Origin of the sequence: Streptomyces sp. Edi4 (assembly GCF_040253615.1) — a bacterium.
Taxonomy (GTDB): Bacteria; Actinomycetota; Actinomycetes; order Streptomycetales; family Streptomycetaceae; genus Streptomyces.
Genome location: NZ_JBEJGY010000004.1, coordinates 2,148,860 through 2,172,537, shown reverse-complemented (window position 1 = coordinate 2,172,537; position 23,678 = coordinate 2,148,860). Strand labels below are relative to the sequence as shown.

Annotated in this window: 23 protein-coding genes and 1 riboswitch; of the genes, 5 read left to right on the top strand and 18 right to left on the bottom strand. The window is 72.4% G+C overall.

The genetic code is table 11. The features are described from left to right. Position 1 precedes the first annotated feature (1 nt). The 4 genes from ABR738_RS11875 to ABR738_RS11860 all read right to left on the bottom strand — a co-directional run bounded on the left by ABR738_RS11875 (position 2) and on the right by ABR738_RS11860 (position 4,472). Positions 2-889 (bottom strand): metal-dependent hydrolase, encoded by an 888-nt coding sequence (locus ABR738_RS11875; RefSeq protein WP_350229938.1) that lies wholly within the window; start codon positions 887-889, stop codon positions 2-4. Positions 890-1,045: 156 nt separating this feature from the next. Next, positions 1,046-2,989, bottom strand: a complete 1,944-nt coding sequence (locus ABR738_RS11870) for a hypothetical protein (RefSeq protein WP_502964071.1) — start codon at positions 2,987-2,989, stop codon at positions 1,046-1,048. A 78-nt stretch (positions 2,990-3,067) separates the two neighbouring features. Then, positions 3,068-3,862 carry a tyrosine-protein phosphatase gene (locus tag ABR738_RS11865; RefSeq protein WP_350229936.1) on the bottom strand — a complete coding sequence of 265 codons (795 nt, stop codon included), beginning with the start codon at positions 3,860-3,862 and terminating at the stop codon, positions 3,068-3,070. Positions 3,863-3,890: 28 nt separating this feature from the next. Further along, on the bottom strand, positions 3,891-4,472 hold the full coding sequence (locus ABR738_RS11860) for a rhomboid-like protein (protein ID WP_350229935.1): 582 nt from the start codon (positions 4,470-4,472) through the stop codon (positions 3,891-3,893). 98 nt (positions 4,473-4,570) lie between these two features. Here ABR738_RS11860 and ABR738_RS11855 point away from each other — a divergent pair, with 98 nt between their 5' ends. Then, positions 4,571-4,969 carry a hypothetical protein gene (locus ABR738_RS11855; RefSeq protein ID WP_502964070.1) on the top strand — a complete coding sequence of 133 codons (399 nt, stop codon included), beginning with the start codon at positions 4,571-4,573 and terminating at the stop codon, positions 4,967-4,969. Positions 4,970-5,021: 52 nt separating this feature from the next. On the opposite strand, the gene ABR738_RS11850 is transcribed toward ABR738_RS11855, so the two are convergent. The 8 genes from ABR738_RS11850 to ABR738_RS11815 all read right to left on the bottom strand — a co-directional run bounded on the left by ABR738_RS11850 (position 5,022) and on the right by ABR738_RS11815 (position 14,573). Further along, positions 5,022-6,419 carry a DUF1996 domain-containing protein gene (locus tag ABR738_RS11850; RefSeq protein WP_350229934.1) on the bottom strand — a complete coding sequence of 466 codons (1,398 nt, stop codon included), beginning with the start codon at positions 6,417-6,419 and terminating at the stop codon, positions 5,022-5,024. Between the two features lie 97 nt (positions 6,420-6,516). Beyond that, entirely contained in the window at positions 6,517-7,662 is a 1,146-nt protein-coding gene (locus ABR738_RS11845; protein ID WP_502964069.1) for a methyltransferase, read from the bottom strand. A 62-nt stretch (positions 7,663-7,724) separates the two neighbouring features. Continuing rightward, positions 7,725-8,372: a LuxR C-terminal-related transcriptional regulator gene (locus tag ABR738_RS11840; RefSeq protein ID WP_350229932.1), complete on the bottom strand. Its 648-nt coding sequence runs from the start codon at positions 8,370-8,372 to the stop codon at positions 7,725-7,727. Then, on the bottom strand, positions 8,357-9,622 hold the full coding sequence (locus ABR738_RS11835) for a sensor histidine kinase (protein ID WP_350229931.1): 1,266 nt from the start codon (positions 9,620-9,622) through the stop codon (positions 8,357-8,359). Before ABR738_RS11835 ends, ABR738_RS11840 begins: the two co-directional genes overlap by 16 nt. Before the next feature lie 144 nt (positions 9,623-9,766). Next, positions 9,767-10,351 (bottom strand): winged helix-turn-helix domain-containing protein, encoded by a 585-nt coding sequence (locus ABR738_RS11830; RefSeq protein WP_350229930.1) that lies wholly within the window; start codon positions 10,349-10,351, stop codon positions 9,767-9,769. A gap of 498 nt (positions 10,352-10,849) precedes the next feature. Beyond that, entirely contained in the window at positions 10,850-11,890 is a 1,041-nt protein-coding gene (gene glnII / locus ABR738_RS11825) for a glutamine synthetase (RefSeq protein ID WP_350229929.1), read from the bottom strand. Between the two features lie 161 nt (positions 11,891-12,051). Continuing rightward, complete coding sequence (locus ABR738_RS11820) at positions 12,052-13,155, bottom strand: ARPP-2 domain-containing protein (protein ID WP_350229928.1); 1,104 nt, start codon at positions 13,153-13,155, stop codon at positions 12,052-12,054. Beyond that, positions 13,152-14,573, bottom strand: a complete 1,422-nt coding sequence (locus ABR738_RS11815) for a hypothetical protein (protein ID WP_350229927.1) — start codon at positions 14,571-14,573, stop codon at positions 13,152-13,154. Before ABR738_RS11815 ends, ABR738_RS11820 begins: the two co-directional genes overlap by 4 nt. A 201-nt stretch (positions 14,574-14,774) precedes the next feature. On the opposite strand from ABR738_RS11815, the gene ABR738_RS11810 reads away from it, so the two are divergent. Continuing rightward, positions 14,775-15,680, top strand: coding sequence for a Gfo/Idh/MocA family protein (locus ABR738_RS11810; RefSeq protein WP_350229926.1), 906 nt, complete (start codon positions 14,775-14,777; stop codon positions 15,678-15,680). 7 nt (positions 15,681-15,687) lie between these two features. Here the strand turns inward: ABR738_RS11810 and ABR738_RS11805 are convergent, their stop codons facing one another. Next, positions 15,688-16,050: an ArsC/Spx/MgsR family protein gene (locus ABR738_RS11805; RefSeq protein ID WP_350229925.1), complete on the bottom strand. Its 363-nt coding sequence runs from the start codon at positions 16,048-16,050 to the stop codon at positions 15,688-15,690. 118 nt (positions 16,051-16,168) lie between these two features. Here ABR738_RS11805 and ABR738_RS11800 point away from each other — a divergent pair, with 118 nt between their 5' ends. Further along, positions 16,169-16,450, top strand: coding sequence for a hypothetical protein (locus tag ABR738_RS11800; protein WP_350229924.1), 282 nt, complete (start codon positions 16,169-16,171; stop codon positions 16,448-16,450). A gap of 40 nt (positions 16,451-16,490) precedes the next feature. Here the strand turns inward: ABR738_RS11800 and ABR738_RS11795 are convergent, their stop codons facing one another. Next, entirely contained in the window at positions 16,491-16,880 is a 390-nt protein-coding gene (locus tag ABR738_RS11795; RefSeq protein WP_350229923.1) for an ArsR/SmtB family transcription factor, read from the bottom strand. Between the two features lie 190 nt (positions 16,881-17,070). Continuing rightward, positions 17,071-17,273, top strand: a riboswitch (cobalamin riboswitch). A 28-nt stretch (positions 17,274-17,301) separates the two neighbouring features. Here ABR738_RS11795 and nicT point away from each other — a divergent pair. Further along, on the top strand, positions 17,302-18,408 hold the full coding sequence (gene nicT / locus ABR738_RS11790) for a Nickel transporter NicT (protein WP_350229922.1): 1,107 nt from the start codon (positions 17,302-17,304) through the stop codon (positions 18,406-18,408). 792 nt (positions 18,409-19,200) lie between these two features. Here the strand turns inward: nicT and glnA are convergent. Further along, positions 19,201-20,610: a type I glutamate--ammonia ligase gene (gene glnA / locus ABR738_RS11785; RefSeq protein WP_350229921.1), complete on the bottom strand. Its 1,410-nt coding sequence runs from the start codon at positions 20,608-20,610 to the stop codon at positions 19,201-19,203. A 210-nt stretch (positions 20,611-20,820) separates the two neighbouring features. Here glnA and ABR738_RS11780 point away from each other — a divergent pair, with 210 nt between their 5' ends. Beyond that, the gene (locus ABR738_RS11780) at positions 20,821-21,288 is read left to right on the top strand and encodes an RDD family protein (protein ID WP_350229920.1); all 468 of its coding nucleotides are present in this window, start codon (positions 20,821-20,823) and stop codon (positions 21,286-21,288) included. A 132-nt stretch (positions 21,289-21,420) separates the two neighbouring features. On the opposite strand, the gene ABR738_RS11775 is transcribed toward ABR738_RS11780, so the two are convergent. The 3 genes from ABR738_RS11775 to lipA form a co-directional block, all read right to left on the bottom strand. After that, a complete protein-coding gene (locus tag ABR738_RS11775; RefSeq protein ID WP_350229919.1) occupies positions 21,421-22,128 on the bottom strand; it encodes a DUF4191 domain-containing protein in 708 nt (235 codons plus the stop codon). A gap of 19 nt (positions 22,129-22,147) precedes the next feature. Continuing rightward, positions 22,148-22,360 (bottom strand): SCO2195 family GlnR-regulated protein, encoded by a 213-nt coding sequence (locus tag ABR738_RS11770; RefSeq protein ID WP_350229918.1) that lies wholly within the window; start codon positions 22,358-22,360, stop codon positions 22,148-22,150. Between the two features lie 307 nt (positions 22,361-22,667). Then, complete coding sequence (lipA, locus tag ABR738_RS11765) at positions 22,668-23,624, bottom strand: lipoyl synthase (RefSeq protein ID WP_350229917.1); 957 nt, start codon at positions 23,622-23,624, stop codon at positions 22,668-22,670. Positions 23,625-23,678: the final 54 nt, after the last annotated feature.

Here is a 23,678-nt window from a genome sequence, read left to right as displayed (position 1 = left end):
GTCAGCCGCCTCCGTTGGCGCCGGGGGACGCGGCGAGGTACGCCAGGGCCTGCGCCGTACTGCCCTCCTGCGAGGGGTGGTAGGCGCGGCTCAGATAGCGCGGTATGGACTTCAGCATCGCGGGCGTGGACGGCAGCATCCCGCTCCTGCCCGCGCGGTAGAACCGGCCGAGGCTCGCCCGGCCCGTGCCCGGCGTCGGGTCGTGGTCCATGAAGAAGCGGGCGCCGCGCTGCCACAGGAAGGCGAGCGCGGCGAACGCGGTCGCCCAGGTCCGCACCCGGCGCCGGTAGCCGCCGTCGACGTGCTGGAACAGCTCGAAGGCGACCGAGCGGTGCTCGACCTCCTCGGCGCCGTGCCAGCGCAGCAGGTCCAGCATCATCGGATCGGCGCCGCGTTCGTCCAGGGTTCGGGCGTTGAGGATCCAGTTGCCGAGGAAGGCGGTGTAGTGCTCGATCGCCGCGATCGTGGCGACCCGCTCCATCAGCCACCACTTCCGTGCCCGGCCCGGCGGCAGCGTGCGGTCCCCGAGCAGCTTCTCGAACAGCCAGTCCACCTGAGCGGTGTAGGGCGTCGGGTCCAGGCCGAGCTTCTTGAGGTGGGGGAGTACGTCGTCGTGCGCGGCGGAGTGCATCGCCTCCTGGCCGATGAACCCGATGACGTCCTCGCGCAGCCGGTCGTCCGTGATGTACGGCAGGACCTGCTTGTAGACGTGCACGAACCAGCGCTCACCGGCCGGGAGCAGCAGGTGCAGCACGTTGATGGTGTGGCCGGTGAACGGGTCGCCGGGTATCCAGTGCAGGGGCGTGTCGTCCCAGGCGAACGAGACGGCGCGGGCCTTGAGCTCGATGCGCTCCTCCGCGACCGGAGCGGGCTGCGGCGTATTAGACATGGCGTCAATGTACTGATGGGTACGCCGCGGCGACAGGGGTCGGGGCCGCTTTGTTGCGCTGCGGCGCGTGAGGGCCGGGGGCGGTCGGCGCCCGGCCCCCGCCCCCGACCCCCGAAGCCCCGGTCGCTCCGAGGCCGCGGCCCCCGCCGCCGGTGATCAGCGCAGGGTCGCGATCGGACTCCCGTCGGACAGCCGTCCGTTGAGCTCGGCGCGCGCGCCTTCCTTCGCGCGCACGGCCAGCAGGTTGCCCCGCTCGTTCGCGGTCATTCCGCCCGTCAGCGCCACCGACGCCACCTGCTCACTGCCCGCCGCCAGCACGAACCACGTGCCGCCGCGCGACTTCCACAACACCCCCGCGAGCACCCGCGCCTCGCGCTGCCCGCAGGCCGCCGAGTTCTCCGCGCGGGCCGCGATCGCGCCGGGTGCGAGCCGGGTCGAGGGCGCCTGGAACTGCGCGAACACCCGGCTGCCCGCGCCCCGCCAGGTCTCCGCGCGCGTACAGATCCACGAGGCGGCGCCGTTGTTCTCGGGCAGCGCCTGCTGGGCGAACTGCCAGTCGTTCACCGAGCGCACCCCGTGCGAGCGGACGGTCGGCAGCAGGCAGGCGGTCCGCGCCCAGCCCTCGCGCGCGGCGCGGTCACCGACGTCGTGGGGGTTGGAGGGCGGCCCCCACGTCAGCCGGGCCGGCGCGAGCTCCCCGAGGTCGGTCACGAGCCGCACCCCGCTGTCGTCACGGAACTCGAGCGCCTCCCAGGACGTGCACTGGCGGGGCTGCGCGGGGAAGATGACCGGGTCGCTCACCCCGTCCTTGTCCCGGCGCAGCGGCCGCGCCCCCGCGCCCGGCGTGAGCAGATCGCGTACGGAGGCCTCGCGCACCCAGGGCGCCGTCAGATAGCGCACATTGCCGTCGGTCCTGCCCACCACGAGCGCGCTCGCGGAGGCCGCGTCCGCCGCGTCCACCCGCGCGAAGTCGAGCGCGGCGCCGGCCGTGCCCTGGCGTGGCTCGGCATAGCGGGCCACCCGCAGCCCGTCGTAGAACAGCACCACCCTGGCCCGGTCCACATCGCCCGCGAACAGCAGTTGGGGCGCGCCCATCGGCGGGCCGGACGGGGTGCCGGGCGTCGCCGACACCTGGACCGCCGCGCCCGGCCGCGCCCACACCGCGAGCGCCCGCCGCAACAGCCCCGTGTCGGCGGTGAGATCGCCCCGGGCCGGCCAGACGGAGAAGTCCGTACGGGTCGCGGTCGTCCACGCCGTGGGCTCGACCCGCAGCAGGTGCCCGGGGTCGAGCGCGGCCCGGGCCGCCGGGTTCTGCGCATAGGCCGGCGCGGCCGGACCGTCGGGCCCCCAGCCGTCGCCCGGAAGCCCGATGAGCGCCCCGCACACCACGAGCGCGGCGACGGCGGCGAGCGCGGCCTTGCCGTGCTGGCGGCGGCGCATCAGGTCGGTGGGGCGCGCCTGGAGCGAGCAGGGGTCGAACTCGGCGGATTCGAGCAGCCCGGCCGGCGTCTCGGTGGCGACGGCCTCGGCCAGTGCCAGGCGCGCCTCGGTGACCCCGGCCGAGGCCAGCTCCGCGCACACCTCCTCGTCCCCGAGCCGTTCGAGGCCGCGCAGCACACAGGCCGCGCGCGCGGGCCCGGACAGCGCCGAGAGGCGCTGGTCGAGGGCGAGTTCGTCGGCGCCGCCGGAGCGCGGAAACAGCCGCAGGCCCCAGACCTGGGGCAGCAGCGGGGGGAACTGCGCCCGCTTGGGCCAGGCCCTGCGCCGCAGCGGGAGCCCCGCTTCGAGGGCCTGGCGCACCACCCGCCGCCGCACATACGCATACCCCGGCCCGCCGCCCGCATCGGCCCGCCGCGCCGCCGGGATCAGCCCATCGCCCGCGCCGTCACCGCGGCCGCCGCGGCCGCGCGGCAGCGAGCGCTGCACGATCGCGTGCGCGGTCAGCACCCGGCGGTTGCGCCCGAGGGAGGGCGGCAGCACGAGATAGGCGAGCCGCACCAGGCGTGGGTAGTGCTCGACGAGCGCGGCCTCGGCCTGCTCGACACCGACGGAGGGGGCGGGTGGGTTGAGGATGTCCTGCTCTGGGGCCACGTTCAGCAAAACGAGCGAATGTGGAGATGGTCACCCCTGGCCCCAACGGGCCCCTCCCTCAGGCGAGTTGACGCCCGGGCGGGCCGATCACGCGATGAGCCGTCCGCGCAGCCGGGCGACCGCGTCGTCGGGCACCCCCAGCCCTTCGCGGACGTACTTCTCCATCGAGCCGTACTCCGTGGCGACCTGGTCGAGGGCCGCCGCGAGATACGCGGGCACCACCCCGATGACGGCCAGCGCGATCTCGGGGTCGCCGCCCTGCGCGACGAAACCCTCGACGAGCGGCGCGAACGCCTGGCGCACCGCGGGGTTGACCGACAGGTACTCCCGCTCGATCGTCGCCTCGTCGGCGCCGAGCAGCGCGAGGACCACCGACGCGCCCCAGCCCGTGCGGTCCTTGCCCGCCGTGCAGTGGAACAGCAGCGGGCCCGCGTCGTCGGCGGCCAGCTCCGTCAGGAGGGTGCGGTAGGCGGCGCGCGCCGAGCCGGAGGAGACCAGCGAGCGGTAGGTGTCGGCGAACAGCGTCTGCGCCCGGCCGCCGCCCAGGTGCTTCTCGGCGAGCGCCGGGTCGGCCAGGACGTGCTTGAGCTGCGCGGCGGCCGGCGCGCCCGATGCCGAGATCTTGTCCGCGAGCGCGTCGGCGATCAGCAGACGCGCCCCGGCCGGCACCCGGTCGGGGTGGTCGGCGCGCTCGGCGGCGGTGCGCAGGTCCACGATCGTCCGTACGCCGAGCGCGGCCACCGCCGGGTCGGCGCTCGCGTCCATGCGGTCGAGCTGGCCGGCGCGGAAGACCAGACCGGTGCGGACCGTGCGGCCGCCGGGGAGCGGGGTGGAGCCGAGGTCGCGCAGGTTGGCGACGGTGGTGGCGGGGATCGCGATCATGGGCGGGCGGCTCCTGGACAGGGGAAATCTACCGGTTTCGAACCGAACGGTAGTCCACGGCCGCCGCGAGCCCGAGGCCGAGCCCCAGTGCCGTCAGGTGTCCCGCCTCGGTGAAGGTGCGCCCCGGCCGCAGCACGGGCCGGGCGGTGAGCGCGAGCAGAGCGAGGCGGACACCGCCGCGCACCGGGCCGCGCGGAAGGGCCGAGGTGAGTGCGCCGAGGACCGCGTAGAGGCCGTAGCTGGGGCCCACGTCCACGGCGCGCCGGACGGCGGGCGAGGGGCGGCTCGCGCGCAGCCCCCCGTACACCAGGAGCGTCGCGCCCACGTGGCCGAGCAGGAAGACGCCCACCGCCCACCAGGCTCCCCGCGCGTACTCGGCGTATCCGAGGACGGCGACCAGGAGCAGCGCGTACGGCAGCTCCATCGGCTCCTCGACGAACAGCGCACTGGTGGCGAGCGTCGAGAAGCGCCCGGCGGACAGGTTGTCGACGTTGGTGGAGCACGAGCGCAGCAGGTCCTGGCGGTCCGCCGCCGGCAGCAGGCGGCGGGAGGCGTTCGCGATGAGCTGGACGCCGCCGACGTAGGCCGGCGCGAGGATGGGTACACGCATGCGTCCATGATCGGTCATCGGCGGCCGACGTGTGCGGCCGCCCGGGCACTGTTGCCAACTCCCCTTGTTTTTACGGGAGTTGGGTGCAGGATGGGGTGATGCGCAATGAAGCACGAGTGGTCCTTGGGGTGGTGGTGGCCGCCGTCGTGATGAGCGGCTGCGGTACGTCGTCGGCGCCGCACGAGCCGAAGCCCGCGACCGGCACCCTGGAGCAGCTGGCCGCGCGGGCCGCCTGCCACCCGGTCCTGTCCACCGACTCGGCGGAGCTGCGCCAGGCCAACTGCGCCACCGGGGACGGCCGTTACGTGCTCGCCACCTTCGCCACCGACCGGGGCCAGCGCGAATGGATCAACGAGGCGAAGGACTACGGCGGGGTCTACCTGGTCGGGCGCAGGTGGGTGGCGGTCGGCGGTCCTTCGGTGGTCACGGCACTGCGCGGCCGGCTCGGTGGCAGTGTCGAGACCGGGGACGTGCATTCCGGGCATGACGGACACTGACCGGCCCGGCCGCGCCGCGGCAGGTGCCTCTTTCGCGCTCGCGCGCGGGATATCAGGCGCAGGTGCGCCCCGTGTTGATGCAGTTCACCACCTTCCCCATCAGCTGATCGCTGAAGACGTCGATGAAGTCACCGTGATCGGTGACCGGCTTGTGCAGCTGCTCGGGAAACGAGTCCACGGCGAAGGCGCCGGCCTTGGCGGGCACGTCGTAGACGATGCGCTGCACGAGTTGGGGGATCGCCCTGAACCCGGCGGGGCAGGCGCCCCGCTTGTCGGCGAAGGCCACATGGGTGCGGTGGTTGGCGCTGTCGGTGTCGCGCCCGTCCCAGCAGCTCTGGAACTTGAAGGTGCGCACCACCTCGCTGCCCTGCGGACACAGCGGATACTTGTCCTTGAGCTGGCGGTTCTCGAAGCCGGTGCAGCTCCAGGAGGCATTGGCGTTGGCGTTGCCATTGGTGAACGCCTTGGCGTCGCCCGTGATGATCCGCAGGAAGCGCGGCATCGCGGTGACCTTGCTCACCGGGGATCCGACATAGGTGATCGTGGCCTGCGCCGGGGTCTGGATCTTTCCGACGTTGCGGTCCTTGCCGCCGCCGTCGGCCCGCGCGTCGGCGTCGTTGCCCTGGTTCAGGACCCGCACGACCGGCCAGTAGTAGGTGGACCTGTCGCCCTGGTCGCGGCAGCTGGTGGCGCCCCTGGCGAGGTCGGCGTCGCTGGAGAACGCGTCGGTCGCCTGGTTGCCGACGTAGTCGTGGGTGTGGTGGGCGCCGTTGCTCACACCCGGCGCGACGATCACGTTGTCGGGGTTGCGCTTGGCGTTCTGGTTGCGCCCGCAGTCGCTGGTGAAGGTGCCGGTCGAGGCGGCGCGCCCGGGCGCGGGCGCGGGGGCGTCGGGCCGCACCGAGCGGATGTCGACGAAGTCGCTCCGCGCGGGGCCCGAGGCGGCGAGGGCGGGCGCCGGGCCGGTACGGGCGTCGTCGGCCCGCATCGTGCAGGCGGCCAGCCCCCGGTCCTTGAGGGTCGGCTCTCCAGTGGTGTCGGCGATCTGCCCGATGGAAGCGGTCCGCTGCTTCTTGAGCGGGGCGAGCACCATGCTGTCCGCGAGAGAGGGATCGCGCTGGATCCGGTCCTGGTTGTCGGCGAACGTCGTGTACGCGTCGGTGATCTGCGTGTCCAGGGCCGCGAGCTGGCGGCCCACGCGGGACTTGGCCGTCTCGGGCACCGTGGCCAGCGCCTCGCCCACGTCGGGGCAGTCGATGGTCGACACCATCCGCATCCGCGCCATGCCGGACCCGGACCCCGAGCCGCCCGGGGGGCCGCTCTCGCTGGCGGAGGCGTAGACATTGACCGCGGCGAGCCCACCACCGCCCAGAAGGAGGGCGGCGGCGGCCAGCATCATCCGGCGGGGGAGGGCCGGACGTTTTCGGGATGAGCGTGCGATGCGTCCCATGGAACTCCTTCGCTCGAAGCGCGCAGTTCCATACGGCTGTGAGGCGTGAGGCGTTCAACGCCTCAGGAGATCCAGGGGAGTTGGGCCGCCGTCGGCGTCAGCGCGCCCGCTTCACCGCCCGCAGCACTACGAACTTCGGGTCGGAGGCGACCAGTTCACAGGTGCCGAACATGCGGCGCAGCTTCTCGTGGTAGCCCAGATGGCGGTTGCCCACCACCCACAGCTCACCGCCGTCACGCAGCGCGGTGCGGGCGTCGGCGAACATGCGCGTCGAGGTGCGGTCCGTCGTGGTCTGGTGGGTGTGGAAGGGCGGGTTGTTCAGGACCAGGTCGGCCGTGCCCGGCTCGAACGCGGCGAGCCCGTCACCGAGGTGGAAATCGGCCTCCCGCGCGGACCCCGCGCACATCCGGAACGTGGCCTTCGCCGACGCCATGGCGGGATGCGACTCGTCGGCGAAGGTGACGTGCGCCTCGGGGTTGGCGAGCGCCGCCGCCGTCCCCACGATGCCGTTGCCGCAGCCCAGGTCCACCACCCGGTCGGGACCCGTGCGCTCGGGCAGGTGCTGGAGCAGGAAGCGGGTGCCGATGTCGAGGCGGTCGGCGCAGAACACCCCGGCGTGATTGGTCACCGCGAGCCCGGATGCGGGGCCGATGCCCAGCTCAAGGGAGTACGTCAGGGGCCAGGGATTGCGGGGCCTGGCGAGCTCCGGATCCGGCGTGGTGAAGATCAGCCGGGCCTTCTTCTCGGCCAGCGAGGTCTTCGTCGGGCCCAGGATCCGCTCGAACAGGTTCAGCGTCGAGGTGTGGATCTCCTTGACCATGCCGGTGCCGAGCACGACCGTACCGGCGTGCACCGAGGGCGCGATCCGGTGCAGCTGGTCCTCCAGGAGACCCAGGCTCTTGGGTACGCGTACGAGCAGCACGTCGACCTGCCCGGGCACCTCGTCCCGGGTCGAAAGCAGCCGTACGGAATCCGGCGCGAAGCCGGCCCGTGCCACATTGGCGCGGGTCGCCTCCTGCGCCAGGAAGGAGTCGCTGATCTGGGCCGGGTGGTGCGCGGCGAGCGCCGTCGTGAGCGCGCCCCAGCGGTCGCCGATGACGACGACACTCCCCGCCGGGTCCACGCCCCCGGTCTCGGCGAGGTGGCGCAGCAGATACTCGTCGGCGGCGTCCCAGGCCCGCAGCGGGTCGCGGGGGTCTTCGGGGAATCGGGTCAGGTCGTGCTCGCCCCAGGGCGTGATCATGCGGTTCATTGTGTGCCAGGCTAACCCGGAACGACCCCGCCGCCCCGCCGCCCGGGCCCGCCTCAGCCCCGGTCGAGATGGGCGAGCACCGCGAGCACCCTGCGGTTGTCGTCGTCGGAGACCGGCAGGCCCAGCTTCGCGAAGATGTTGGAGGTGTGCTTGGCGACGGCCCGCTCGGTGACCACGAGGCGCTCGGCTATCGCCGTGTTCGAGCGGCCCTGCGCCATCAGCTCCATGACCTCCCGCTCGCGCGGCGTGAGCATCCCTAGCGGCCGGTCGCGCTCGCGGCGCGCCAGCAACTGCTGGATCACCTGCGGGTCCATCGCGGTGCCGCCGCCCGCCACCCGGCGCACCGCGTCGATGAACTGCTCCGCGTCGAACACCCGGTCCTTGAGCAGGTAGCCCACCCCGCCGGTGCCGTCGGCCAGGAGCTCGCGCGCGTACAGCTGCTCCACGTGCTGGGACAGGACGAGCACCGGCAGGCCGGGCCGGGCGCGGCGGGCGGCGAGCGCGCACTGGAGGCCTTCGTCGGTGTGCGAGGGCGGCAGCCGCACGTCGACGATCGCGACGTCCGGCGTGAGCTCGGACAGGGCCCGGGTCAGCTCCGGCCCGCTCTCCACGGCGGCAAGGATCTCAAAACTGAAGGCCTCCAGCATCCGGACGAGACCGTCGCGCAGCAGGAACAGGTCTTCGGCTAGGACAACGCGCACGGGATCTCCATCGTCACCACAGTGGGGCCGCCGACGGGACTGCTGACGGCCAGGACGCCGTCGAAGGTGCCGAGCCGCCGCTCCACCCCGCTCAGGCCACCGCCCGCCCCGGCCTTCGCGCCGCCCCCGCCATTGTCACCGACCAGCACCCGCAGCGCGCCCCTTGCGTACGACACATCGACCCACAGTCGGTCGGCCCCCGCGTGCTTGACGGCGTTGGTCAGCAGCTCGCTGACCGCGAAGTACGCCGCCGACTCCACCGGCGCCTCGGCGCGCGCGCCGTGCGGCACATCCACCGTCACCTCGGTCGGCACCGGCAGGCGCAGCGCGAGCGCCCGGACCGCGTCGGGCAGTCCGCGCTCGGCGAGCACCGGCGGATGGATGCCGCGCACCAGATCGCGCAGCTCGGTCAGGGCCTCGGCGGAGGCGGCGCGGGCCGTGGCGACCAGACGCCTGGCCTGCTGCGGGTCCTTCTCGATGAGCGCTTCGACGACGCCCAGGTCCATGCCCATGGCGACCAGGCGGGCCTGCGCCCCGTCGTGCAAGTCCCGCTCGATGCGGCGCAGTTCGGCCGCCGAGGCGTCCACGGCGTCGTGCCGCGTCTCGGTCAGGCGGTCCACGCGCCGCTCCAGTTCAATCTCGCGGGAGGGGGCGAGCAGCGCGCGGGTGAGCCGGAAGTGGCCGCGCAGCAGGGCCGGTCCGACGAACACGCCGAGCACGCAGATCGCGGTCCCGAGCGCCGCCGCCGCGTAACCGCTCGCGCGGTCGGTGACGTGCACGAACAGGAACCAGACGCCGCCCGCGCCGGCGAGCGGCCGCCAGGCGCCGAGCGCGATGGCCCAGCCGTACACCACGTACAGGAGCAGGACGGCCGGCAGGATCGCGGTGAGGAACCCGGCCGTCATGTCGGCGAGCAGCCAGCGCAGAGCGCGCCAGGTGGCGCCGTCGCGCAGGAGCGCGGCGCACCGCAGGAACGGGCCCGCGAGGCCCGGGCGGGCCGGTGCGGCCGGACGGGGCGGCGGGATCCGTACGCCGCTCCAGCGCAGGGCCAGGTTCGTGCGGCGCTCGGCGTGGGCCCGCACGCCCCGGAGGGCCCACGGGAGGGTGAACACGCCGACGCCGGCCGGTATGAGGGCGATCGCGACGACGCTCAGGATGAACAGCAGGAGCGACCCCACCAGCGCGATGGGGGCGAGCGCAAGCCCCCGCACCCCCGCCGAGAACGCGTCCCGTGCCTTGCTCGCCGCCATCGTTGCCCCGTTTCCCGTTCCGCTGGTGCCGGTGGTCCGGCCCCCAGTGTTGCCGCATGCCGCGGCGCGGGTCACGGGGTTTCGCCCCCGTCCGCACGGTGGTGCCGGCACCACCGTGCGGACGGGGCTCGGGCGGGGCGCGGATCAGGGCGCGTACTTGTACCCCACGCGCCGCACCGTCTGGATCGCCCCCCGGTGCTCGGCGCCCAGCTTGCGCCGCAGCCGCGCCACGTGGACGTCCACGGTGCGGCCGTCGCCGACGTGCCCGTAGCCCCACACGGTGCTCACCAGCTGGTCGCGGGTGTGCACCCGGTGGGGGTGTGCCACAAAGTGGGCCAGGAGCTCGAACTCCAGGTAGGTGAGGTCGAGTTGGCGGCCGTCCACCTCGGCGGTGCGGCGCGCGGAGTCGATGCGTACGAGCGCGTCACCGCCCGCGGTGGAGGGCCCGGCCGGCGCGGGCGTCAGGGGCTCGGGCGCCCTGGTGAGCACCGGGGCCCGCTGGTCGGCGGGGACGAGCACGAGGTAGCCCACCATCGGCGGGCGGCCCGGCAGCGCGGGCAGAGAGTGCTGGGGCGCGGGCAGCCAAGTGGCGCCCGGCGGCAGGAAGTCGAGGACCTGGCCGGCGCCGGGCCCGGCCACCTCGTCGCGGTCCACGGCCCGCAGGCGGTGGCGGCCGAGCGGCAGCGGGGCGGTGGCTTCGGGGGCCGGGGAGGTATGGGTGTTCGCCATGAGAGGTCAGCTCTTTCGCGCGGGGTGTCGTCAACGGGGGACGTACGTCGGTGCGCGCGGGCCGAAGGCCTGGAGTGGATCGAGGCGTTAGAGGGCCGGCGCGTTCCTCGCGCGGCAACACACCCGGTCGAAGTCGTGGTCCTGGCGGGACGGCCAGAACGGCTCGAGGTCGCTGCGACCCGTCACGGAGTTCTGGAAGCTGGACATGGGCCCATTCAACCAGACGGACCGGCCCGCGCAGCAGCCCCTCCCACGGACTGGCACGTACCGCTGGCACAGCGTCACCGGAATCATGCGCTCCGCACCGAGGGGGGCGCGGGCCGGGCGGGGACACGGCGAAGGGCGCCACCGCCGGGGCGCGGGCGCCCAGTTGACCGGGGGGGCGGAGTGCGGCCGGGGCACGGCGGCGGCGCGGGGCCGGGGCACGGCGGCGGCGCGGGGCCGGGGCGCGGCGGCGGCGCGGGGCCGGCCGCGCCCGCGTTCGTACGGCCGTGGGGATCAGGCCTGGCCGGCCTTCTCCAGGCCGGCGCAGCAGGTGTCGACGATGAGCCGGGTCACCACATACGGGTCGACGTTGGCGTTGGGGCGCCGGTCCTCGATGTAGCCCTTCTTGTCCACCTCGACCTGCCACGGGATGCGCACCGAGGCGCCGCGGTCCGAGACGCCGTACTTGTACTGGTCCCAGGGGGCCGTCTCGTGCAGACCGGTCAGCCGGTCGTCGATGCCCGCGCCGTAGTTCTTCACGTGGTCCATCGGCTTGGAGCCCTCGCCCAGCGCCTCGCACGCGGTGATGATCGCGTCCCAGCTGCGGTCGCCCTCGCGCATCGCCCTGGTGGAGAAGTTGGTGTGCGCGCCCGCGCCGTTCCAGTCGCCCTTGACCGGCTTGGGGTCGAGGGTCGCCGACACGTCGAAGTCCTCGGCGGTGCGGTACAGCAGCCAGCGGGCGATCCACAGCTGGTCGGAGACCTCCAGGGGGCCGACCGGGCCGACCTGGAACTCCCACTGGCCCGGCATCACCTCGGCGTTGATGCCCGAGATGCTGAGACCCGCGGCCAGGCAGTGGTCGAGGTGCTTCTCGACGATCTCGCGGCCGAAGATCTCATCGGCGCCGACACCGCAGTAGTAGCCGCCCTGCGCGGCCGGGAAGCCGTTCACGGGGAAGCCGAGGGGGCGGGCGCCGTCGAAGAACGTGTACTCCTGCTCGATGCCGAAGATCGCCTCCTGCGCCGCGAAGCGCTCGGCCACCGGACGCAGCAGCGCGCGGGTGTTGGAGGCGTGCGGCGTCCCGTCGATGTCGAAGACCTCGCACAGGACCAGTATGTTCTCGCCGCCGCGGATCGGGTCCTGGCAGGAGAAGACGGGCTTGAGCACGCGGTCGGACGCGTGGCCCTCGGCCTGGTTGGTGCTCGACCCGTCGAAGCCCCACAGCGGCAGCTCCTCGACGCCGGCCGGCGAACCGGCCATGATCTTCGTCTTGGAGCGGAGCTTGGCGGTGGGCTCGGTGCCGTCGATCCAGATGTACTCGGCCTTGAACGTCACGGAAGCCATCCTTTGCGGGAGCTGCGGGAGCTGCGGGAGCTGCGGGGGCTGCGGGGGAGCCGCGGGGTGTCCGCGCCCTGTCACGCCGCGTCGCCCGCTGTCCGAGCGGCAAGCCTCACACGGCGAAATTTCCCGTCCGTTGCCCGTATGTGAACCCGGTGTTACCCGCGTTCCCGCAAGAGCGACGCGAAGCCCGCGTCGCGGATGCGCCTGGTCAGTTCCTCCGGCCGCGTGCCCAGCGCCTGGGCGCATCGTCCGAGATGCCAGTCGTGCGCGGCCAGACTCCGCAGCAGATGACCGCGCCGCACCTGGTTCTCGGAGAGGCGGAACGTCTTCAGGTACGCCACCCGGCCCCTGCGGTCGGTGATGGCCTCACCGATGTGCTGGGCGGCGCCGCCGCGCTCGAACGGCGGCAGGAAGCGCCACAGGTCGAAGCCGCCCATCCGGTACACCCGGCTGAAGGCGTACGACGTGGCGTACAGCTCGGCGGCCATCACCGTGTCGTGCGCCGCGCGCCAGGCCCGCTCCTGCGCGCGGACCGCCGCGCGCAGATCGCCGGTGCCGCGCACGTGACGGTCCTCGATGCGGGCGGTGAACTCCGCCGCCGGGCGGCCGAAGAGCGCGTACTGGTGGATCAGCTCACCGAACAGATCCTGAAGCAGCGTCGCGTGCAGCGCCCGGTAGTCGTCGGGGTGCGGCACCGCGAAGGCGGCGCCGAGCGCGTCCGCCGCGTACACCAGGACGCCGCACTGACGCGGATGGATCTCGAAGACGCGCAGCGCGTCGGCGAGGCCGGGCACGTCCGCGCCGAGGTAGGCGCTCTCGACGCGCGGCGAGAGCCCGGAGCGCAGCGCCTCGCGCGACCAGGTGTCCCACAGCGTCGAGGGCCCGCCGAAGTGCAGCGCCAGATAGCCCTCGAGGGCCAGGTGCAGCGGCAGGAACCGCAGCCGGTCGCCCGGCCGCCGCTTCGCCATCCGGTGCAGCGCCACCCGGCCCGCCGGCGCCGCGCCGCCCAGGCTCGTGCCGTACGCCGCCGCCGTGCCCTCGCCCGACCAGTCGGCCACGAAGCCGTGCGGGATGTAGGAGGTGTAGTGGGCGCCGTCGTTCAGGCGCACGTCCTCGGTGGCGAAGTCCCCGCTGCCGTACGCCTCCCGGTGCAGCCGGAGCCCCGCCACGGGCTCGGCGCGCAGCAGGGGCACCAGCCGGATGCCGCCCCACACCTGGGCCGGTCCGGCGCTCAGCCCGGTCAGGTCGAGCGCGGTCACCGGACGCTCGCGACGAAGTCGGCCGTGCGGCGGTCCAGATACGTGGACAGCTCGGCCAGGCCCGTGCGCCCCTCGGCGAACGCGGCGATCTCCACCAGGGCGGGCAGGTCCTCCGCGTCGCGAATGCCGGCCGTGGGTACCGAGGGGGCGAGCCGTCGCACGTCGAAACCGTCCGCGTCGTATACGGGATTGAGGTGCACCACACGGGTGCGCAGGCCCGGGTCGAGCCGGGTGCGCCACACCCGCAGCACCTCACCGGCCAGGCCCGGCGGCGCGTTGTCCCAGCCGTCGGAGACCACCACGACCCGCTCGGGACCCTCCTCGAGGGCGTCCAGGAGGCGACTGCCCAGCGGCGTCGCGCCGCGCGGCCGTACGAGCAGCGCGTCGGTGGCGCCCGAGGTCCACCACCCCCGGTAGGCCCCGGCGCCGGCCAGCGCCTCCAGGAGGAAATGGCAGGCCAGCGCCACCGCGAGCGGGCGGCGGCGCTTGACGCCCGAGCCGGCCGATGAGTAGCTGTCGTCGAGCACCGCGGCGACGCGGCCCCACGAGCGCGCGTGCGGCCCGGCCGCGCGCAGCGCCGCTGCCCGCAGCGCGTCCGTCAGCTCCGCCCGGCGCGCCGCGCGCTCACCGGGCGCGAGCGAGAGGACGAACAGGGCGAGCCGGGTCAGCGGCAGGCCGGCCAGATCGGCGGCGGGCGCCCCCGCCCGCCCCTGGAAGCGCAGCCGTTCCAGCCGGGTGGCGCGCGGCGCGACGCGCTTGAGAAACGTCTCGCGCGCCACTCCGTGCCGGGCCGCGAACCCTTCGGCGACCGTGAACGGCAGCTCGTACAGTGCCCCCTGCTCGTAATGGGCACGGCGGTGGGCGTCGAGCAGCGGATGCGCGTAGTGGGGCCGTCGCCCGGGTCGGAACAGGAAATCCCCCAACTCCGCGTCCGCGAAGGGCAGATGGACATGGCGGGCGGCGGACTTCAGTCCGGCCCGGTACTTCACCGCGTCGAAGCCCAGGTCGGGGCGGGCTCCGAGCCAGTCGCGGAAGATCGCCCGGGTGCGCCGGTTGTTGACCTTCGCCGCGCGCAGCGCGCGCATCAGCCGGTACACCCGCTGCGGGGGCAGCGCCGCGAGCCGCGCCGCGATCAGCCGCCCCTCGACGCGCTTGTCATCGGCGCTCGCCTCATCCGCGCTCACCAGGAGGTGGCGCACGATGAGAGCCGCGTTGTGGTCGTTGATGTCGAGGGCGAGCGCGGCGGCGTACACCGTGCGGTAGTTGACCCGGACGTACTCGTGCAGGAAATCCAGCGAGAGCCGCTGCGCGCCCGCGCCCGAGTGGAACTCGCGCTGCCCGGTGGCGGTGATGGCGGCGTTGACGAAGAGGAGTACGTCCTCGGCCGCCACCAGGTCGGCGCGGCTCTCCTCGGCCATGGCAGATCTCCGTTGTGCGAATGGGGGAGCCGGCCGGGGAATGGGGGCGCGAACTGCGAAATGTTTGCGGTAGAGGCAAGTCCCGGAAGTCGCGCCGGAGTCCCGCGGCCGGCCCGGGAAACCTAACATCCGGCCCCGGTGGCCCCGCCACTTCAATTCCCGTCCGGGGCGGATGACCGGGGGCCGGGGCAGACTGGCCCCATGAACACCACCGGTAACACCGTTCGCATCGGTCTCCTCGGTACGGGCCCCTGGGCCGTCGCCACGCACGCGCCGGCGCTCGCCGCGCATCGCGACGTCGACTTCGTGGGGGTGTGGGGGCGCAGGCCCGAGGCCGCGGCCGCACTCGCGGGGGAGCACGGCGTGGCGGTGTACGAGGACGTGGACGCGCTGTTCGCCGACTGCGACGCCGTCGCGTTCGCGCTGCCGCCGGACGTGCAGGCGCCCCTCGCGCTCCGGGCGGCGCGGGCCGGCTGCCATCTCCTCCTGGACAAGCCCGTGGCCACCGACGTCGAAAGCGCGCGTGAGCTGGCCGCGGCGGCCGAGGGCGCGGGAGTGGCCTCCGTGGTCTTCTTCACCCTGCGCTTCGCGCGCGAGACCGCAGCGTGGGTGTCCCAACAGGCGGCCCGCGACGGCTGGTTCACCGGGCACGCGCAGTGGTACGCGGCGCTGTTCACGCCGGACGCCGAGCGCGGCCCCTACGCCGCGTCGCCCTGGCGCGGTGAGAAGGGCGCGCTGTGGGACGTGGGACCGCACGCCGTCGCCGTGCTCGAAGGGGCGCTCGGCGAGGTGACGGCGGTGACGGCGGCGGCGGGACCGGGCGACACCGCGCACCTGATCCTGCGGCACACCTCGGGCGCCTCCAGCACGGCCGCCCTCAGCTTCACCGCGCCCGAGGCCGCCGCGGGCGTCGAGGTGACGCTGACCGGCGCCGATGGCGTGGTGACGATGCCCGGCTGGGGCGGCGCGCTCGACGCGTTCGCCGCCGCGCTCGACGCGCTCATCGAGTCGGCCCGCACCGGGACGCCGCACCCCTGCGACGTACGGTACGGAGCGCGCGTCACCGAGCTTCTGGCCGACGCGCAGGCCCAGCTCGACGGGGCCTGAGGCGGCGCTACTTCCGCGTCAGGGCGTCGCGTACGGCGTCGTCGGTGCGGCCCACCACGGCCGTGCCGTCGTCCGCCGTGATGATCGGGCGCTGGATGAGCCGGGGGTGCTCGGCGAGCGCCGTCACCCAGCGCTCGCGGGCGTCCGCGTCACGCGGCCAGTCCTTGAGGCCCAGTTCCTTGGCGTCGGGTTCCTGGGTGCGTGTGATGTCCCACGGTTCGAGGCCGAGCCGGTCGAGGACGGCCCGGATCTCGTCCGGGGACGGCACGTCTTCGAGGTAGCGGCGCACCGTGTAGTCGGCGCCCTCCGCGTCGAGCAGACTCACCGCGCCGAGGCACTTGGAACAGGCCGGGTTGATCCAGATCTCCATGCCCGCGAGAGTACCCGCAATACGTCCCCAAAGCGCCGCTGGCCAGGGCCGATTGTCAGTGGTGCCCAGTAAAATCGAGGCAGTAAGTGAGGGTTCCCGACTGCTCAGGAGGATGCCCATGACCGCTGCCGTACTCACCTCGCGCGCTCCGAAACAGCTGTCCCTCGCGCCCCTTCGCAAAGTGCCGCTGCCCGCCGGGCGTCCGCGCGCGTGGTACGAGTCGCACAACCGGCGCCTGAAGGCCATGCGCCTGGCCATCGCGCTGCTCGACACGGGCGTCTACCGGCCCGAGCAGGCGCCCGACCGCACGATACGGACCGTCGCCGCCCTCATCGGCGTCCACCCGCCGTCGGAGACGACGTGCCGGATGGTGCGCGCGCTGATCTACGACGGCCGCTGATCACCGGCGGCGGCCGGTCCGTCGCCGCGCCCGGTCCCGGTCATGCCGTCGAGGCGTGGCCGGGGCCGGTCCCCGAGGGCGTCATCGCGTACTGGTCCAGGAGGCGCGCGGTCGCCTCGTCCACCACCCGGTAGCGCACCACCCGCCCGTCCTTCTCGCCGGCGACCGCACCGGCGGCCCGCAGCAGACGCAGTGCCTGCGAGACGGCCGGGTCGCGCATGCCGGTCGCGACGGCCAGGTCGGAGACGGCCAGCGGTCCGGCCCGGCGCAGCGCGAGCAGCAGGGCGAGCCGGTTGGGGTCGGCGAGCAGCGAGAAGCGGTCGGCCCAGGCGCGTACGCGCGTGGGGTCGCCGATCGCGGCGATGGCGTCACACACGCGGTGGCCGTCGATGGTGCGGTGGCCGGCGCGGTCGGCGGGGACGAGATGCATACCGGCATCCTCGCAGGAGCGCGGTGCGCGTCCGAGCCCCGGGCCGTGCGCGTCCGAGCCCCGGGCGGTGCGCGTCCGAGCCCGGGTCCGCCCGGGGGCCCGGTCTTCACGAGGCCCGGCTGCGGCGGACGCGCCGTGTGATCTTCGATACCTGCACAGCTGTGCAGCTGTGCGGGCAACTCTCCAGCGTCTAGGGTGACCTGGCCGTGGTGTTCGGGAAGACCGGTGGGAAACCGGAGCGGCCCTCGCCACTGTGATCGGGTTCCCCCGTCAGTTCTACGGGGGAGCAGCCGTCCCCTCGCGGGCCACTGGCCAGGATCCACCTGGCTGGGAAGGCCGGGGCGGTCGCACCCACCCGTCAGCCAGGAGACCGGCCGCGGCATCTCACGAAGTGATCCACGAGGTGCTGGAGCGTGACCGCATGACCCTGTCCACCCCCACGTCCGCCGAGGCGGGCGCCGTCTCACCGGCCTTCCACTGGCGCCGCGAGGACACCGTCCGCACCGGCCTGTTGCTCGCGGTGATAGCCGCCCTGCACGTGGCCGCGTTCGGCATCCTCTTCCTCCTGGTGGCCCCCGCGCACTACGCGGTCGGCACCAAGACGTACGGCATCGGCCTCGGCATCACCGCGTACACGCTCGGCATGCGGCACGCCTTCGACGCCGACCACATCGCCGCCATCGACAACACCACCCGCAAGCTGATGGCCGACGGCAAACGGCCGGTGTCCGTTGGCTTCTGGTTCGCGCTCGGCCACTCCAGCGTCGTCGTCATCATGGCGGCCCTGGTGGCCGGCGGCGCACAGCTCGCGGGCACCCTGATGAACGAGGACTCCAGCGCGCACAAGGTGCTCGGCCTCGTCGGAACCACCGCGTCCGGATCCTTCCTCTACCTCATCGCCGCGCTCAACCTGGTGGCCCTGTTCGGCATCCTGAAGGTGTTCCGCGCGATGCGGTCGGGCGCGTACGACGAGAAGGAGCTCGAAGCGCACCTGGACTCGCGGGGGTTCATGAACCGCGTCCTGGGCCGCTTCACCAAGTCCATCTCGCGGCCGGGCCAGATGTTCCCGCTCGGCTTCCTCTTCGGCCTCGGCTTCGACACCGCGACCGAGGTCACCCTGATGGTCATGGCCGGCACGGGCGCCGCCGCCGGACTGCCCTGGTACGCCATCCTGTGCCTGCCGCTGCTGTTCGCCGCGGGGATGAGCCTCTTCGACACGCTGGACGGCACGTTCATGAACTTCGCCTACCAGTGGGCGTTCTCCAACCCCGTGCGCAAGGTCTACTACAACCTCACCATCACCGGCCTCTCGATCGCCGTCGCGTTCTTCATCGGCACCATCGAACTGGTCGGCGTCGTCCACGAGAAGTTCGACCTCACCGACCCGGTCAGCGGCTGGATAGCGGCCCTGGACCTGGACAACGTGGGCTTCGTCATCGTCGGCCTGTTCGTGGTGGTCTGGGCGGCGGCGCTGGCGTACTGGCGGCTGGGGAAGGTGGAGCAGAAGTGGGCGGGGTCCAGGGTTTGAGGGTGCTGTAGAGGGCGCCGGCGTACCCCTGCCGCGCCGCGACGCCCGTGAGGGTGAGGACGCGGATCCGGGTCCTCGCACCCCCACGGGCGTCCATTCACCTCCGCGACGCTCAGCTGAGCTGCTGGAAGGCCTCCCACCCCCCGCTCCCGACGGCGGTGCCGGAGCCCACGCTGTTGTCGTAGAAGTACAGCTTCGCGTCGTCGCCGCTCGACCAGATGTCGGGCTTGCCGTCGCCGTTGGCGTCAGGGGCGGCGGTGAACAGCGGCCGGTAGGCGGGGGCCCCAGCGGCTTCGCTTTATGCCGTGGGGCTCGGCGCTCATTACTACGTCGCGTCCAAGCAGGGCCGACTGCGGGTAGTTAGGGAATAGTAGTCATGGCTGAGCGTTCTTATCCGAGCGTCACCAAGCGTTGGAGTAATTCCCCCGTTCAGTGCCGGGATGAGGAGCGGGTGTCCCAGCCTGAGGCGGCCAGAATTCTGAGGGTGTCCATGGTGCGACTGGCCCTGAGAATGATGACGGACCACCTGGTTCCCGCCCACAACAGTAAAGGGGTGGCGGGAGTGACGCGAGCGAGCGTTGAGAAGGATGCCGCATGGCTGAGCACCGCTTCCAGGTCCGCGAAGGTGTCGCGCGTCTTCAAGGGATTCTGGCGCTTGCTCTGACCGATGACATGCGGGTCGGGTGATGAGGACGGTGCCGAAAACGCGAGAGGCCGCCGCCCCGGTGGGGAGCGGCGGCCTCGCCGCAGCTGACGCTGCGTCAGGATGCGGGCCGGGAACCGGCCCCGCTCCTAGAGGTCGAAGTACAGCTCGAACTCGTGCGGGTGCGGGCGCAGTTGGATCGGGGCGATCTCGTGGGTGCGCTTGTAGTCGATCCACGTCTCGATCAGGTCGGAGGTGAAGACACCGCCGGCCTGAAGGTACTCGTTGTCGGCCTCGAGCGCGTCCAGGACGGCCGGGAGCGAGGTCGGGACCTGCTGGACGCCCGCGTGCTCCTCGGGGGCCAGCTCGTAGAGGTCCTTGTCGATCGGCTCGGCCGGCTCGATCTTGTTCTTGATGCCGTCGAGGCCCGCGAGCAGCAGCGCGGAGAAGGCGAGGTAGGGGTTCGAGGACGGGTCCGGCGCGCGGAACTCGACGCGCTTGGCCTTCGGGTTGGAGCCCGTGATCGGGATGCGCATCGCGGCGGAGCGGTTGCGCTGCGAGTAGACCATGTTGACCGGGGCCTCGAAGCCGGGGACCAGGCGGTGGTAGGAGTTCACCGTCGGGTTGGTGAAGGCCAGCAGCGACGGCGCGTGCTTGAGGATGCCGCCGATGTAGTAGCGCGCCATGTCCGACAGGCCCGCGTAACCCTGCTCGTCGTAGAAGAGCGGGTCACCGCCGGCCCACAGGGACTGGTGGACGTGCATGCCCGAGCCGTTGTCACCGAAGATCGGCTTCGGCATGAAGGTCGCGGTCTTGCCGTTGCGCCAGGCGACGTTCTTCACGATGTACTTGAAGAGCATCAGGTCGTCGGCCGCGGCCAGCAGCGTGTTGAACTTGTAGTTGATCTCCGCCTGGCCGGCCGTGCCGACCTCGTGGTGCTGGCGCTCGACCTGGAGGCCGGAGTTCTCCAGCTCGAGGGAGATCTCGGCGCGCAGGTCGGCGAAGTGGTCGACCGGCGGGGCCGGGAAGTAGCCGCCCTTGTAGCGGACCTTGTAGCCCCGGTTGTTCTCCTCCGAGCCGGTGTTCCAGGCGCCGGCCTCGGAGTCGATGTGGTAGAAGGACTGGTTCGCGGAGGTCTCGAACCGTACCGAGTCGAAGACGTAGAACTCGGCCTCGGGGCCGAAGTACGCGGTGTCCGCGATGCCGGTCGAGGCGAGGTAGGCCTCGGCCTTCTTGGCGATGTTGCGCGGGTCGCGGCTGTACTGCTCGCCCGTGATCGGGTCGTGGATGAAGAAGTTGATGTTGACCGTCTTGTCCCGGCGGAACGGGTCGACGCGCGCCGTCGACAGGTCCGCGCGGAGCGCCATGTCGGACTCGTGGATGGCCTGGAAGCCGCGGATCGACGAACCGTCGAAGGCAAGCTCCTCGGCGGGGTCGAACGCCTTCGCGGGGATCGTGAAGTGCTGCATCACGCCCGGCAGGTCGCAGAACCGGACGTCGACGAACTTCACGTCGTTGTCCGCGATGAACTTCTTCGCGTCGTCGGCGTTCTGGAACATCCAACTCCTCCTACTCCCACCCGGGGAGGGGGCGGGGTTGCGGCTCGGTCGTGCGGCCATTGCGGTGGCACACGCTGGACCCGACCATAGGCAGACGGCATTTCTCAAGCGTGACCCGTTTGTTTCGCCCAAGTTAACCGGCCAGGTGACGACCGCCCAAGACCGACCCGGGCCGAACTGATCGAAAACGGGCGCAGTACCGTGGGAGCCGTGGACAACAGGCAAGCAATGGGATCGTGGCTCTCGGGGCCCCGCGCGGCTGCCGAGGACATGGGTGTCGACTTCGGTTACCGGGGCCAGCGGCTCGGTCTGCCCAAGGACGGGCCCGGCTCGGTGGCCCCCCTTGGCCGGCGCTTCGGCGCCATCTTCATCGACTGGGCCCTGTGCGCCCTGATCGCCTACCAGCTGATCGCCCACGGCAACACGCATGCCGCCAACAACTGGGCGCTCCTCGTCTTCTTCCTGCTCGGCGTGCTGACCGTGGGGACCGTCGGGTCCACCCCCGGCAAGCGGCTGCTGGGCCTGCGTGTGGTCGCGGAGGAGGGCGGCCGGCTCGGGATCGTGCGGGTCGCCGTGCGCACCGTCCTGCTGTGCCTGGCCATCCCCGCGCTGATCTGGGACCGCGACGGCCGGGGCCTGCACGACCGCCTCGCGCGCGCGGTCCAGGTCAGGATCTGACCCCGGCCGGACACGGAGACAACCGGACGCGAAGACCGGCAGACCGGACACGAAAAGGCGGCCCGGACCATCTCGGTCCGGGCCGCCTTCGTTCGCGTACGAAATGTTCGTTCGCGTACGAGGTGGTGAGGGTCAGCGCGTCTTTCCGCCGCGTGGCATCCGCATGCCCTTGGGCATCGGACCCTTCGGCAGCGGCATGTTGCTCATCAGGTCGCCCATCGCGCGCAGCCGGTCGTTGGCCGCGGTGACCTGCGGGCCCGACAGGACGCGGGGCAGCTTCAGGAGCGTGGTGCGCACCTTCTTGAGCGGCACCTGGCCCTCGCCGTCGCCGACGATCACGTCGTGGACGGGGGCGTCCACGACGATGCGGGCCATCTTCTTCTTCTCGGCGGCCAGCAGGGACTTCACCCGGTTCGGGTTGCCCTCGGCGACGAGCACGATGCCGGCCCGGCCGACGGCCCGGTGCACGACGTCCTGGCTGCGGTTCATCGCCACGGCCGGGGTGGTGGTCCAGCCGCGCCCGATGTTCTGGAGCACGGCCGCGGCCGCGCCCGGCTGGCCCTCCATCTGGCCGAAGGCCGCCCGCTCGGCACGCCGTCCAAAGACGATCGCCATCGCGAGCACGGCCACAAGAAGGCCGAGAATGCCCAGGTAGACCGGGTGCCCGAGCAGGAACCCGATCGCGAGGAAGACGCCGATGACGACGATTCCCACGCCGGCGATGACCAGCCCGATCTTGGAATCGGCCTTCCGGGTCATCTTGTAGGTCAGGGCGATCTGCTTCAGTCGCCCCGCATTCGCATCGTTCGCAGCGCTCTCTGCGGTTGCCTTCCTCGCCATACCAGGAAGTTTACGTGGCCTACGGGTGACGGGTGGCCACGGCCTCCAGTACGTGCTGCGCCTCGACCCGGTCCTTGGCCCGGCGGCGGTCCTCCAGAACGGCCGTCCAGGCGTTGCGGCGGGCGGTGCGCTGACCGGAGCCGATGAGGAGCGATTCCATGGCGCGCAGGGCGCCGGTCACGGACGGAAGCGTGGTGGCTCGCACGGTCTGCTGAGCGGTAGCGGCCTGCATCGTCGAGGTCCCCCCTCGGGACGGAAGTCGGGAACGGGCGGATGGGGTGCTGGGAGTGTGCGCGGTGCGTAGAGCCATCGTCACTGTTTGGTGTTACCAGGGCGTGTCGAAGCGGTCAAACCCCAATGAAACCTTGACGCGGGCCCGGAAAACGCCGACGCGGCCCGTACGCGTGCCCCGACCTGCGGGGACGGTACGAGCCGCGTCGGCGCGGCGTCTACCGATCATTAGGAGCTTGTGAGCGGGTTCACGCGGAGCCCGCTCGGTTCACGCGGAGCCCGCCCGGTTCACGCGCGAGGCGTGCGGCTCACGCCGTGGTGGCGGCGCTCCGTGCCTCCATCGCCTGCTGGTACAGGCGCCCGGCGCGGTAGGAGGAGCGGACCAGCGGGCCCGACATCACACCGGAGAAACCGATCTCGTCGGCCTCCTCCTTCAGCTCCACGAACTCCTGCGGCTTCACCCAGCGCTCTACGGGGTGGTGGCGCACGGAGGGGCGCAGGTACTGGGTGATCGTGATGAGTTCGCAACCCGCGTCGTGCAGGTGCTGGAGCGCCTCGCTGATCTCCTCGCGGGTCTCGCCCATGCCGAGGATCAGGTTGGACTTGGTGATCAGGCCGTAGTCGCGGGCCTGGGTGATCACGTCGAGGGAGCGCTCGTAACGGAAGCCGGGGCGGATCCGCTTGAAGATGCGCGGCACGGTCTCGACGTTGTGCGCGAAGACCTCGGGGCGGGAGGAGAAGACCTCTCGCAGCTGCTCGGGGACCGCGTTGAAGTCGGGGGCCAGGAGCTCGACCTTGGTGCGCCCCTCGGCGCGGTCCGCGGTCTGCGCGTGGATCTGGCGCACCGTCTCGGCGTACAGCCAGGCGCCGCCGTCGGCCAGGTCGTCGCGGGCGACGCCGGTGATGGTGGCGTAGTTCAGGTCCATCGTGACGACCGACTCGCCCACGCGGCGGGGCTCGTCGCGGTCCAGCGCCTCGGGCTTGCCCGTGTCGATCTGGCAGAAGTCGCAGCGCCGGGTGCACTGGTCACCGCCGATGAGGAAGGTGGCCTCGCGGTCCTCCCAGCACTCGAAGATGTTGGGGCAGCCCGCCTCCTGGCAGACCGTGTGCAGCCCCTCGCTCTTGACCAGCTTCTGCAGCTGGTTGTACTCGGGACCCATCTTCGCCCGGGTCTTGATCCACTCGGGCTTGCGCTCGATGGGGGTCTGGCTGTTCCGGACCTCCAGGCGCAGCATCTTGCGTCCGTCGGGTGCGACTGCGGACACGTCCGGCTCCCTGTGACTTCGATTCTTCGGCGAACCCTAGGGTACGCCCGTTGT

What these genes read in the sequence shown, in the direction of transcription:
- glnA (WP_350229921.1), bottom strand. Translation starts at nt 20,610, where the DNA reads ATGTTCCAGAACGCCGACGACGCGAAGAAGTTCATCGCGGACAACGAC.
- ABR738_RS11800 (WP_350229924.1), top strand. Translation starts at nt 16,169, where the DNA reads ATGACCGCTGCCGTACTCACCTCGCGCGCTCCGAAACAGCTGTCCCTC.
- ABR738_RS11860 (WP_350229935.1), bottom strand. Translation starts at nt 4,472, where the DNA reads ATGCGTGTACCCATCCTCGCGCCGGCCTACGTCGGCGGCGTCCAGCTC.
- ABR738_RS11775 (WP_350229919.1), bottom strand. Translation starts at nt 22,128, where the DNA reads ATGGCGAGGAAGGCAACCGCAGAGAGCGCTGCGAACGATGCGAATGCG.
- ABR738_RS11850 (WP_350229934.1), bottom strand. Translation starts at nt 6,419, where the DNA reads ATGGGACGCATCGCACGCTCATCCCGAAAACGTCCGGCCCTCCCCCGC.
- ABR738_RS11805 (WP_350229925.1), bottom strand. Translation starts at nt 16,050, where the DNA reads ATGGAGATCTGGATCAACCCGGCCTGTTCCAAGTGCCTCGGCGCGGTG.
- ABR738_RS11810 (WP_350229926.1), top strand. Translation starts at nt 14,775, where the DNA reads ATGAACACCACCGGTAACACCGTTCGCATCGGTCTCCTCGGTACGGGC.
- ABR738_RS11770 (WP_350229918.1), bottom strand. Translation starts at nt 22,360, where the DNA reads ATGCAGGCCGCTACCGCTCAGCAGACCGTGCGAGCCACCACGCTTCCG.
- nicT (WP_350229922.1), top strand. Translation starts at nt 17,302, where the DNA reads ATGACCCTGTCCACCCCCACGTCCGCCGAGGCGGGCGCCGTCTCACCG.
- ABR738_RS11830 (WP_350229930.1), bottom strand. Translation starts at nt 10,351, where the DNA reads ATGGCGAACACCCATACCTCCCCGGCCCCCGAAGCCACCGCCCCGCTG.
- ABR738_RS11875 (WP_350229938.1), bottom strand. Translation starts at nt 889, where the DNA reads ATGTCTAATACGCCGCAGCCCGCTCCGGTCGCGGAGGAGCGCATCGAG.
- ABR738_RS11865 (WP_350229936.1), bottom strand. Translation starts at nt 3,862, where the DNA reads ATGATCGCGATCCCCGCCACCACCGTCGCCAACCTGCGCGACCTCGGC.
- ABR738_RS11815 (WP_350229927.1), bottom strand. Translation starts at nt 14,573, where the DNA reads ATGGCCGAGGAGAGCCGCGCCGACCTGGTGGCGGCCGAGGACGTACTC.
- ABR738_RS11795 (WP_350229923.1), bottom strand. Translation starts at nt 16,880, where the DNA reads ATGCATCTCGTCCCCGCCGACCGCGCCGGCCACCGCACCATCGACGGC.
- ABR738_RS11835 (WP_350229931.1), bottom strand. Translation starts at nt 9,622, where the DNA reads ATGGCGGCGAGCAAGGCACGGGACGCGTTCTCGGCGGGGGTGCGGGGG.
- ABR738_RS11855 (WP_502964070.1), top strand. Translation starts at nt 4,571, where the DNA reads ATGCGCAATGAAGCACGAGTGGTCCTTGGGGTGGTGGTGGCCGCCGTC.
- ABR738_RS11845 (WP_502964069.1), bottom strand. Translation starts at nt 7,662, where the DNA reads ATGATCACGCCCTGGGGCGAGCACGACCTGACCCGATTCCCCGAAGAC.